We start from the raw sequence: 8973 nt of genomic DNA, 5'->3' as shown, positions 1-8973 counted from the left end.
TTGGGGGATACGCCTTGCTGCTCCTGTCGAAGCTGGTTTACCCATTTACGCATGGCTGAATTACTGACGCCCATCGCGCTTGCAGCCTCAGTTATGCTGTATCCCTGTTTCGTTACCAGCTGCGCAGCTTCTAATTTGAACTCTGCACTGAATGTCGGTCTTGTGTTCTTCATTTCTACCACCTTTTCTCTGGAAGTGAGTCTATCACTTCGTCTATTCAGGTGGCCAAATTCACTATGCCACTACATAGGGTCTGTTTATCTTTCAGGTTTAATTTTTGTTCAATCTAAACGCGTTTTGCTCAAGGCGCGTGCTGTGTCGCATAGTTATTCTATGTAAATTGCACGCAACACAGGGCAAGGCGCGTTTAAATGAACCCTTTGGGCAGCTTTTGTAGGCCATTTCTACGGCGTTATCTCCCGTTCATGTAGATTAACTACACTACACAGGCTCTGCCTTGTATAAATTCCCTACAAAATGCTGCAAAAAATAAACAGGCAAGGTCAACAGACCCTAGCCTAATGCTCGGTTTCTCTTGCTCTGTCGCTGGCGCATAAAAAAGACCACCGCGAAGGTGGCCTTTTACCAGCACTCTCTATCTGGCGGATTTAAAGATCTAAGGCGAGAATCTTAGATTTACGCTGATAGTTATACAGCTGCTTCTTCTTGTCAGGCAGGGCATCGACCTCGACTATCTGAAAACCATGCTCGAGGAACCAGTGAATGCTGCGGGTCGTCAGGGCAAACAGGCGGGCATAACCACGTACCTTGGCCTGGCCTATGATGTTCTTCAGCAAGATGCTGCCACGATCGGCATCGCGATAATCGGGATGCACCACCAGGCAGGCAAACTCTCCGGCATTGTCTTCCTCGAAGGGATACAGTGCCGCGCAGCCGATCACCAGGCCGTCACGCTCGATCAGCATAAACTGTTCGATCTCCATCTCGAGTTGCTCACGGGAGCGACGCACCAAGACCCCGGCCTGCTCCAGTGGGCGAATAAGATCCAACACACCACCGATATCGGCAATGGTGGCCCGACGCAGCCGCTCGGCGCTCTCGGTCACTATCTGAGTGCCGATACCATCGCGGGAGAATAGCTCTTGTAGCAGGGCACCGTCATCGAGATAACTGACAAAGTGGCAGCGCGCCACCCCATTACGGCAGGCGTCTATGCTGGCCTGTAAGAAGGCCCGCGTACCTACACACCAGTTATCTTCCTCGGTCAGCTCTGAGAGGATCCGCTGGGCATCGGTCGGCATCAGCTCGGCAATCACCTCGCCATTGCCGTCGAGAATCCCCTCCTTGGCGCTGAAACCTATCATCTTATCGGCCTTAAGCTTCACCGCAATCTGAGTCGCAACCTCTTCGGCGGTGAGGTTAAAGCACTCCCCCGTCACCGATGCCGCCACCGGGCCTAAGAGCACTATGCCGTGATTATCCAGCTGACGTCTGAGGCCCGCCACGTCGATGCGTCTTACCTTGCCGCTCAGGCAGTAATCGACGCCGTTGTCGACCCCTAAGGGTTGGGCTATCACGAAGTTACCGCTCACCACGTTGATCTGCGCCCCTTGCATTGGGGTATTGCTCAGGCTCATCGACAGACGCGCGGTAATATCCAGCTGCAGACCGCCAACCACCTGTTTGATCACCTTGAAGGATTCTTCGTCGCTGATGCGCACCCCGTTGTAATACTCGGGTGAGAGATTATGCGCCGCCAGCGCCTCATCGATCTGTGGCCTGGCACCATGCACCAGGACTATCTTGATCCCCAGACTGTGAAGCAGGGCGATATCGTTGATGATGGAGCGAAACTGACTCTGCGCCAGCGCCTCACCGCCCAACATGACCACAAATGTCTTCCCCCTGTGTGCATTCACATAGGAAGCAGAATGACGAAACCCCTCGACTAACTCAGTAGTGCGCACGCGCGTAACCTCAATAATAAATATGTAAAAATATCGCTATAAGACGAATAACAAAACAATTTTATTGAATTTAAATTCATATTAAAAGCATTTATTGTCATCTTATGCGATATTTTTTCATCATGGCAAAGCAGTCTGATTAAGCATAGCAGAACAGCTTAAGATCAGTGGCTTAGGTATTCAGCTGGATGGGGAGAGGAAGTGATTAGCTGGCTAATCAAAAAAACAGTAAGCAGGCTGACGCGCCGCTAAACGAGAGGCAAAAAAAAGCCCCTGCAATGAGGGGCTTTTTCAGAAACATCAACCAAGCATTACTTGATTTTTGATTCCTTGTAGATAACGTGCTGACGGATAACAGGATCAAACTTCTTGATCTCCATCTTTTCAGGCATGTTACGCTTGTTTTTCTCAGTCGTGTAGAAGTGACCTGTTTTAGCGCTAGAAACTAGCTTGATCTTCTCACGGTTACCTTTAGCTTTAGCCATGGTTTATTACACCTTCTCGCCGCGGGCACGAAGTTCTGCAACAACAACTTCGATACCTTTCTTATCGATAATACGCATACCTTTAGTAGATACACGTAGCTGTACGAAACGCTTTTCGTCTTCTAACCAGAAACGGTGGTTCTGTAGGTTAGGTAAAAAACGACGACGAGTCGCGTTCTTAGCGTGCGAACGGTTGTTACCAACCATCGGCTTCTTGCCAGTAACTTGGCATACTCTTGACATGTCAATCTTCTCCAAAAACAATTTAACGCTCGAGCATTAATGTACCTCGAATATGGCCGTCGCCCGAGGCACACAAAGAGGGCGCATTTTATACAGGATCTAAAATCAAAGATCAAGGGATATTCAATCTATCCATCCCCTCTCTGCAAACGAAACTATCTCACGATCGCCTACAACCATATGGTCTAGCAGCGAAACATCTATAGTCGCCAACGCGTATTTCAATCGCTCAGTAATTCGCCTATCAGCATGACTGGGCTCGGCCACCCCGGAAGGATGGTTGTGACACACAATGACAGCTGCGGCTTTTTTCTCAAGCACTAGGCTTACCACTTCTCGTGGATAAACCGAGGCTGAATCTATGGTGCCACGGAACAATTCGACGAACTGAATCACCCTATGCTGACTATCGAGCAATAAGATGGCAAACACTTCGTAGGCACGATCCGCTAATTGTCTCATTAAATAGTCCCGAGTTAAATCAGGATCTGACAAAATCTTTCCTCTTTGTAGATTTTCTTTCGCGATTCGCTTGCTTAACTCGATGGCCGCCTGCAATTGGGCATACTTCACCGGGCCAATTCCCTGAATATCACACAGTTCGCTCAAGGAGGCGCTAAAGAGCGGTCTGAGGCCACCAAAATGACTTAACATCACTCGGGCCAGTGACACGGCACTTTGCCCCTTGAGCCCGTTTCTCAGCAACACGGCCAGTAGTTCTGCGTCAGAGAGCTGGTCGACGCCACTACGCAAGAGTTTTTCGCGCGGTCCCTCCCCCTGGGGCCAATCTTTAATCGCCATAAACACTCCTTATCACGGCACTCAGTTCCTACTCAGGCTTTAGAGTATGGTCTAGTTTTTAAAAACTTGTATCCTCAATCCAGAGTCGAGTGTGATATGGTTAGCGGGCAAAATGAAATACTATTAATGATCACCATGAGTCTAACCAATAAAAAGATACTGCTGGGAATTGGCGGAGGCATTGCCGCCTATAAGTCTGCCGATTTGGTCCGCCGCCTGAAAGAGCGTGGCGCCGATGTTCGCGTCGTCATGAGTCAGGGCGCTCAGGCCTTTATCACCCCAATGACCCTGCAAGCCTTGTCGGGCCATCCGGTTGCCACCGACCTGTTGGATCCGGCTGCCGAGGCGGCGATGGGCCACATCGAGCTCGCCCGCTGGGCAGACTTGGTCTTGATTGCCCCGGCGACCGCTAATCTGATCGCCCGCATCAATGCAGGCATGGCCGATGAGCTGATCACCACCACCTGCCTGGCGACAGAGGCCCCCGTGGTGCTATGCCCGGCGATGAACCAACAGATGTATCGCAACGCCGCGACGCAGGACAACCTGGATAACCTCAGAAAACGTGGCCTCACCATCTGGGGACCGGCATCGGGCAGTCAGGCCTGCGGCGAGATTGGCCCGGGTCGCATGGAGGAGCCCTTGGTGATCGCCGAGCGCGTCGAACACTTCTTTGCCCCCAAGCTACTTCAGGGTGTGTCACTACTGCTCACGGCGGGTCCCACCCGCGAGGCGATCGATCCCGTGCGTTACATCTCTAACCACAGCTCAGGCAAGATGGGCTTTGCCTTGGCTAGAGCCGCCGCCGAGATGGGCGCCAAGGTGACCCTGGTCTCTGGCCCGGTCAATCTCGAGACGCCGATGAATGTTAATCGCCTCAATGTCAGCTCGACCCAAGAGATGCTCGACGCCGTGATGCAACAGGTGCATCACAGCGATATCTTTATCGGCTGCGCCGCAGTTTGCGACTATCGCACCATGGATATTGCCGACGAGAAAATCAAGAAATCTGCCACAGAGATGTCACTTGCGCTCATACGCAATCCTGATATCTTAGCCACGGTCGCGGCCTGTGATACACGCCCCTTTACCGTGGGCTTTGCCGCCGAAACCCAAGATGTAGAGCGCTACGCCAAGGATAAGTTGACCCGCAAGAAACTGGATATGATTGCCGCCAACGATGTATCGGATCCTGCATTGGGCTTTAACAGCGACGCCAACGCCCTCAAGGTATTCTGGTCGAATGGCCAGTATGAACTCCCAGCGACCGATAAATATACCTTAGCGAAGCAATTACTCACCCTGATCGCACAGCAGATGAAGACAGCATGAAGACGCCCATAGAACTCAAGATCCTCGATTCGCGCATCGGCTCACAGTTCCCCCTGCCCGCCTACGCCACTCCTGGCAGCGCCGGCATGGATCTACGCGCCATGATAGAGACCACTATGGTGATTCAGCCGGGCGAAACCCAGCTGATCCCGACAGGGATCGCTGTGCATGTCGCCGACCCCAGCCTGGCCGCCGTCATCCTGCCACGCTCAGGCCTTGGCCACAAACATGGCATAGTGCTAGGTAATCTGGTTGGCCTGATCGACTCCGACTATCAGGGCCCCCTGATGGTCTCTTGCTGGAACCGCAGCAGCGAGCCCTTCACCCTGGAGATAGGAGATCGCCTGGCCCAGCTAGTGTTTGTGCCCGTAGTACAGGCCGAATTTAAGCTGGTCGATGAGTTCGACACCTCAGATCGAGGCGATGGCGGCTTCGGCCACTCAGGTACTCGATAGCCAGATACGCGAGCACCCGGCACTCACAACCTCGACACGCCACACAGAACAATTAGAGAGCCATGGGCAACACCAGCCCATGGCTCCTGTAGTAATTAAGTAAAGGACACTTAGATGGCTGCAAGCCCTAAAATCAACCGACGCGAACATATTCTTCAATGTCTGGCCACCATGCTGGAAACCAGCCCAGGCCAGCGAATCACTACGGCAAAACTTGCCGCCGAGGTAGGCGTGTCTGAGGCGGCGCTGTATCGCCACTTCCCCAGCAAGGCGAGAATGTTCGAGGGGCTTATCGACTTTATCGAGGAATCACTGCTGTCGCGCATCAACCTCATCATGGATGAAGAGAAAGACACCATGAGACGCTGCCAATTGCTGCTGCAACTCCTGCTGGTGTTTGCCGAACGCAACCCAGGGATCTCCCGCGTGCTCAACGGCGATGCACTACTAGGGGAAAATGAGCGACTGCGTAACCGTACCGGGCAAATCTTCTCCAAGGTGGAGACTCACCTGAAACAGATCCTAAGAGAAAAGACCCTCAGAGAAGGCAAAGGCTTTGACTTAGACGAGGCCATCCTAGCCAACCTGTTACTGGCGGTAGCCGAAGGCCGCATCGCCCAGTTCGTTCGCAGCGACTTCAAAAACAAGCCCACAGAACACTTCGCAGAGCAGTGGCAGTTTATTCAGCAACAACTACTTCAGAGTTAACTAATATCAATAAAAACAGCGGCCTGTAGATAACGGGTCGCGATGCTTTTTAAGCCAAAAGTATTGCACTACCCAGTCCATTGTTTTACCCTCCCTTGTGAAACAAACTAACAAAAAACCTATAACAATTGTACGTACAAGGATGTTATATGAAACTAATACAGTCGTTTAGTTTAGCCTGTCTTTGGCTAATTAGCAGCCAAGTCGCGGCTGCAACTAAAGATCCCGCAGAGCTCTTTAGTCGCTCTGCCGAATTTTCTAATGTAAAAATTTCACCTAATGGGGATTACCTCAGCGCCATCACATCCCATGATGGCAAACACATGTTGATGATTCTCAATGCTAAAACTAAAAAGGCTATTCACATAGTTCGCTTTCCAGATAATGCACAAGTCGGTTCCTATGAATGGGTTAACAAAGATCGCATCGTTCTCGCGAAGGAATATCTAAAAGGCTGGAGCGATCACCCCGTCTACTATGGTGAGCTCATGGCAGTCAACGCCGATGGCTCAAGACCCGTTTACCTGATAGGTTACAAAGGTGGTGGCCGCCAAACTGGCTCACGCATCAAGAAGAATACACCGATACAAGCCACGGCCTATATTCTCGATCCTATGCCTGAAGATAACCAACATATGCTGGTAAAGGCACTGCCTTGGGGCTCTGGTGGAAGCAATACTGCGGAAAACCTACAGCAAGTCTATCGTATCGATGTCTACTCGGGAGCTCGCAGAAAAGTAGCTACGGCACCGATTTCCTATGCCAACTTTCTACCAGATCATGACGGTGATATCCGCTTTGTTAGCGGCACCCGAGACTATATCAACTCTCATCTGTACTATCGAAAAGACGGAGAGTGGGTCGACACAGAAAAGCTGAATTTAAACCTAAATGACATTAGCCCTATCGCCTTTGGAAACGACGACAATAGCGTCTATGTGCTCGGCAGTGAAAACGGCCAACCTAAGGGGATCTATTTAGTCGATATCAATAGTGGTACTAAGCAGCTTATTAGCCAGGACAAGGTGGTCGATCCTAGCAATGTTTGGATCAACCGCGTCAACAAGCAGCTCTACGCCGTAGAATATGAAAATGGCTACCCGACCTATGAGTTTGTAGATAAAAGCGAAAAACTAGCCGCGACCCTTAAACAATTGATTGCAGCACTCCCAGGACATCAAGTTCATCTCGTCAGCCAGACCAATGACACGGGAAAACTTGTCATCAAGGCCTTCAACGACAGAAATCCTGGCGATTATTATATTTTCGATACTAAGAGCAAAAAACTCGAATATTTAGCATCACAGAAGAAGTGGCTAGATCCCGATAAGATGGCCGAGATGAAGCCAATCAGTTTCACAGCCAGAGACGGTAAAGTGATCAACGGTTACCTGACATTGCCCTACGGGAAAGAGGCCAAGAATCTTCCGCTGGTCGTCAACCCTCACGGCGGTCCACATGGTCCAAGAGATTGGTGGGGCTTTGACGACCAAAACCAGCTAATAGCCAGTCAAGGTGCGGCCGTGCTGCAGGTCAACTTTCGAGGTTCGGGCGGCTATGGCTCAGCATTTGAGCATGCTGGCCACCAGAAATGGGGCACAGAGATCCAGTACGATATTATCGATGCCACCAAATACGTCATCGAACAAGGCATAGTGGACAAAGAGCGAATCTGTATTGTCGGCGGCAGCTTTGGTGGATACTCTGCGCTACAAAGTCCTATTCTGGCACCGGATCTCTTTAAGTGTGCCATCGGCTTCGCCGGTGTCTATGATCTCGAGTTGATGTTCAACGAAGGGGATGTACAAGGGCGCCGCGCGGGTGAACGTTATCTGAAACAGGTACTGGGCGAGAACGACGCCATGCTGACACAGATGTCGCCTAGCAAGAACGTCGACAAACTCAAAGTAAACTTGCTGCTGGTGCATGGCGGTGAAGATGAGCGAGCGCCAATCGAACAGCTCGAAGCGCTGGAAGAAGGGCTCAAGAAACACAACTACCCTTATCAGAAACTGGTCATGGACGATGAAGGCCATGGCTTCTACAACGATGAGCATAGGGCGAAATACTATCGTCAGATGATGGGCTTCCTCAAAGACAATCTGAAGCTGTAACCCCCTAAAAAACCCAAAAAGCCGATTGCCTCAATCGGCTTTTTTCTTAATCCCCTAGTAATTCTGGGTATAAATTACCCGCAATTCAGGGTATCCTCCCTGACCCGCCGCCCTATGTTTAGTGGCGCCGGACAGGCTATAATGAATATCTTAAAGGTTAATTTGTTAAAAACATTAGTAAATTAACCTGACTGAATAGGCCACTATCTGATGGTGGAGGACACGATGGCATTGAGTGAAGCAGCACAGCAGGTGCAAACCGCATTATTAGAGCGTGGTCTCGAGACGCCCATGGTTCCATGCGGACTGAGCAGCGAGGCGCGCAAAGAGAAGATTGAGCACCATATGCGCGAGATCTTAACCTTGATGTCACTGGATCTGCGCGACGATAGCCTGGTAGAGACACCTAAGCGCATCGCGAAGATGTATGTCGATGAGATCTTCTCGGGCCTGGACTATGAAAACTTCCCTAAGATCACCGTCATCGAAAACAAGATGGGCTTCGATGAGATGGTCAAGGTCAACGACATCAGCCTTACCAGCACCTGTGAGCACCACCTGGTGACCATAGATGGCGTGGCTACCGTGGCCTACCTGCCGCGTAAAAACATCATAGGCCTGTCTAAGATCAACCGTATCGTACGTTTCTTGGCCCAGCGCCCCCAGGTGCAGGAGCGACTAACCCAACAGGTTCTGGTGGCACTGCAGACCCTGCTCGAGACCAAAGATGTGGCGGTGAAGATGGATGCGGTGCACTACTGTGTTAAGTCTCGCGGCGTAATGGACTCCACCAGCACCACGACCACCACGGCACTGGGCGGCATCTTCAAGTCTAACCCCGCCACCCGCGCCGAGTTTCTCAGCAATTAATATCTATTGCTTGTAACTTACTTGTCGCAATAAAAAA

10 protein-coding genes are annotated in these 8973 nt (G+C 51.0%); 5 read left to right on the top strand and 5 right to left on the bottom strand.

What is annotated here, in order from left to right:
• From L1D47_RS02265 to radC, 5 genes are all read right to left on the bottom strand, one after another.
• A partial coding sequence (locus L1D47_RS02265; RefSeq protein WP_239882384.1) for a transposase occupies positions 1-173 on the bottom strand: 173 nt, incomplete at its 3' end.
• A gap of 435 nt (positions 174-608) precedes the next feature.
• Positions 609-1928 carry an amino-acid N-acetyltransferase gene (gene argA / locus L1D47_RS02260; RefSeq protein ID WP_239882381.1) on the bottom strand — a complete coding sequence of 440 codons (1320 nt, stop codon included), beginning with the start codon at positions 1926-1928 and terminating at the stop codon, positions 609-611.
• A gap of 311 nt (positions 1929-2239) precedes the next feature.
• The gene (rpmG, locus tag L1D47_RS02255) at positions 2240-2413 is read right to left on the bottom strand and encodes a 50S ribosomal protein L33 (protein WP_041508955.1); all 174 of its coding nucleotides are present in this window, start codon (positions 2411-2413) and stop codon (positions 2240-2242) included.
• Positions 2414-2419: 6 nt separating this feature from the next.
• Complete coding sequence (rpmB, locus tag L1D47_RS02250; RefSeq protein ID WP_011867275.1) at positions 2420-2656, bottom strand: 50S ribosomal protein L28; 237 nt, start codon at positions 2654-2656, stop codon at positions 2420-2422.
• Between the two features lie 123 nt (positions 2657-2779).
• Complete coding sequence (radC, locus tag L1D47_RS02245; protein WP_041508954.1) at positions 2780-3457, bottom strand: DNA repair protein RadC; 678 nt, start codon at positions 3455-3457, stop codon at positions 2780-2782.
• A gap of 126 nt (positions 3458-3583) precedes the next feature.
• On the opposite strand from radC, the gene coaBC reads away from it, so the two are divergent.
• From coaBC to folE, 5 genes are all read left to right on the top strand, one after another.
• Positions 3584-4789: a bifunctional phosphopantothenoylcysteine decarboxylase/phosphopantothenate--cysteine ligase CoaBC gene (coaBC, locus tag L1D47_RS02240; protein ID WP_239853319.1), complete on the top strand. Its 1206-nt coding sequence runs from the start codon at positions 3584-3586 to the stop codon at positions 4787-4789.
• Positions 4786-5244: a dUTP diphosphatase gene (gene dut, locus L1D47_RS02235; RefSeq protein ID WP_239853321.1), complete on the top strand. Its 459-nt coding sequence runs from the start codon at positions 4786-4788 to the stop codon at positions 5242-5244. Before coaBC ends, dut begins: the two co-directional genes overlap by 4 nt.
• A 114-nt stretch (positions 5245-5358) precedes the next feature.
• A complete protein-coding gene (gene slmA / locus L1D47_RS02230; protein WP_041508952.1) occupies positions 5359-5952 on the top strand; it encodes a nucleoid occlusion factor SlmA in 594 nt (197 codons plus the stop codon).
• Positions 5953-6101: 149 nt separating this feature from the next.
• A complete protein-coding gene (locus tag L1D47_RS02225; protein ID WP_239882380.1) occupies positions 6102-8066 on the top strand; it encodes a S9 family peptidase in 1965 nt (654 codons plus the stop codon).
• A 225-nt stretch (positions 8067-8291) separates the two neighbouring features.
• Positions 8292-8936, top strand: coding sequence for a GTP cyclohydrolase I FolE (folE, locus tag L1D47_RS02220; protein WP_239882379.1), 645 nt, complete (start codon positions 8292-8294; stop codon positions 8934-8936).
• The last annotated feature ends 37 nt before the right edge of the window (positions 8937-8973 follow it).

This window comes from Shewanella sp. Isolate7 (assembly GCF_022398425.1).
Taxonomy (GTDB): Bacteria; Pseudomonadota; Gammaproteobacteria; order Enterobacterales; family Shewanellaceae; genus Shewanella.
The sequence above is the reverse complement of the archived record's forward strand: the minus strand, read 5'-3'. Positions and strand labels throughout refer to the sequence as shown.